Genomic DNA, 2,506 nt, shown 5'->3' on the forward strand with positions numbered 1-2,506 from the left:
TGTGGATCGGCGTGGAAAAGGGACCCCGTTAGCGGTGTGATCGGCGTCGAATAAGGACCCCTCATTCCTGAGGTCTAACGGTGGCGGCTTGGCGGATGTCAGGCGGCGAGTTCGGGATGTTGGTGTTGGAGACGGTGTTGAGGATTCGGCGCGAGTTTGCGTCCGGGAAGGCGATCAAGGCGATCGCGCGTGACCTTCGATTGTCGCGCAAGGTGGTGCGCAAGGCGATCCGGGAGCCGGATGCGGAGTTCGCCTATCGGCGGGCGGTGCAGCCGTTGCCGAGGCTGGCGCCGTTCCAGGCCAGGCTCGATGAGCTGCTGGAAGAGGACGAGGCGCGGCCGCGGCGCGAGAAGCTGCGGATGACGCGGGTTCATGACCTGCTGGTGCGCGAGGGGTTCGACGGGTCGTACGACGCGGTCCGGCGCTACGCGGCGGGGTGGCGGCTGAAGCGACGCCGGGGCGTGGCGGACGCGCCATCGTTCATCCCGCTGATGTTCCGGCCGGGCGAGGCCTACCAGTTCGACTGGAGCCACGAGGACGTGGAGATCGCGGGCAAGCCGATGCGGGTGAAGGTGGCGCACATGCGGCTGTGCGCCTCGCGGGCGATCTATGTTCGGGCCTATCCGCGCGAGACCCAGGAGATGCTGTTCGACGCGCATGCGCGGGCGTTCGCCTTCTTCGGCGGCGTGCCGACGCGCGGGATCTACGACAACATGAAGACGGCGGTGACGACGGTGTTCACGGGCAAGGACCGGGTGTTCAACCGGCGCTTCCTGGTCATGGCGAGCCACTACATGGTGGAGCCGACGGCCTGCTCCCCGGCGGCGGGCTGGGAGAAGGGCCAGGTCGAACACCAGGTCCAGACGGCCCGGGGACGGTTCTTCCAGCCGCGCCTGCGCTTCACCAGCCTGGAGGAGCTGAACGGCTGGCTGGAGGCGGAGTGCCGGCGCTGGGGCGAGCTGCGTCAGCACCCCGAGCAGAAAGAGCTGACGGTTGCTCAGGCCCTGGCCGCCGAGCGGCCGGCGCTGCAGCCGATGCTGGGCCCGTTCGACGGCTTCCACGAGAGCGAGCACGCGGTGACGGGGACCTGCCTGATCAGCTTCGACCGTAACCGCTACTCGGTGATGGCGAAGGCCGGGCGCCGTACGGTGCAGGTCCGCGCCTATGCCGACCGGATCGTCGTGCGCTGCGAGGGTGAGGTCGTCGCCGACCATCGCCGGTTCTTCGGTCGTGACCGGACCCTCTACGATCCCTGGCACTACCTCCCGGTGCTGGCGACCAAGCCCGGAGCCCTGCGCAATGGCGCGCCGTTCCAGGACTGGGAGTTGCCGCCGGGGCTGGCCCGCCTGAGGCGCAAGCTGGGTGCGGGCGACGAAGCCGATCGCCGGTTCGTGCGGGTTCTGGCGGCGGTGCTGGAAGACGGCCTGGAGCCGGTCGAGGCCGCGGCGCGCGAGGCGCTCGCCGCCGGGACCGTCAGCGACGACGTCATCCTCAACATCCTGGCGCGCCGGCGCGAACCGCCCCGGCCGCTGAGCATCGTCACGCCCGATGACCTGGCGCTGCGGCATCCGCCTCTGGCGGACTGCGACCGCTACGACAGCTTGCGAGGCATGCATGCAGCGGCATGAGATGATGGCGGCCCTGACCGGCCTGGGCCTCAAGGGCATGGCCGGAGCCTTCGACGAGGCGGTCACCACGGGCCTGCAGCGCAAGCGCACGACCATGGAGATCCTCGCCGACCTGCTGCGCGCCGAGACGACCCACCGGCATGCGGCTTCCATCCGTTACCGGATGGCGGCGGCCAGGCTGCCCGCCGTGAAGGACCTCGACGCCTTCGTGTTCGACGACACGCCGATCAACGAGGGGCTGGTGCGCTCGCTTCACAGCGGCGCCTTCCTGGCGAACCGGCGCAACATCGTGCTGGTCGGCGGGACCGGCACGGGCAAGACCCACCTGGCCACCGCCATCATCGCCAACGTCGTGCGGGCCGGGGCGCGTGGCCGGTACTTCAACACCGTCGACCTGGTGAACCGCCTCGAGGAGGAGACCCGCCTGGGCAAGGCCGGTGCGCTGGCTGCTCACCTCTGCCGCCTCGACGTCGTGGTCCTCGACGAGCTTGGCTACCTGCCGTTCGCCCGCTCGGGCGGCCAGCTGCTGTTCCACCTGATCAGCAAGCTCTACGAGCGGACCTCGGTGATCGTCACGACCAACCTCGCCTTCGGCGAATGGCCGACCGTGTTCGGCGATCCCAAGATGACCACGGCCCTGCTCGACCGCATCACCCACCACTGCGACATCGTCGAGACCGGCAACGACAGCTGGCGCTTCAAACACCGCAGCTAACCCTCCACGAAGAACGCCAGGCGAGGGTTGAGCCTCCGGTCGGGCTACGCCCTCCCTACGCCCCAACCCTCGCAAGCGGTGCGCTCGTGACGTCCATCCCGAACCTCAAAAGGGGGTCCCTATTGCACGCCGATAGGGGGTCCCTTTTAGACGCCGATTGACA

The 2,506-nt window shown here is 69.0% G+C and carries 2 protein-coding genes; both read left to right on the forward strand.

Features of this window, described 5'->3' with window-relative positions:
- Positions 1-116: 116 nt before the first annotated feature.
- Positions 117-1,628, forward strand: coding sequence for an IS21 family transposase (gene istA / locus AC07NC_RS17360; RefSeq protein WP_164952576.1), 1,512 nt, complete (start codon positions 117-119; stop codon positions 1,626-1,628).
- Complete coding sequence (gene istB, locus AC07NC_RS17365; RefSeq protein ID WP_003170613.1) at positions 1,615-2,343, forward strand: IS21-like element helper ATPase IstB; 729 nt, start codon at positions 1,615-1,617, stop codon at positions 2,341-2,343. Before istA ends, istB begins: the two co-directional genes overlap by 14 nt.
- The last annotated feature ends 163 nt before the right edge of the window (positions 2,344-2,506 follow it).

The sequence above is a fragment of the Brevundimonas sp. GW821-FHT10A07 genome, assembly GCF_059415785.1.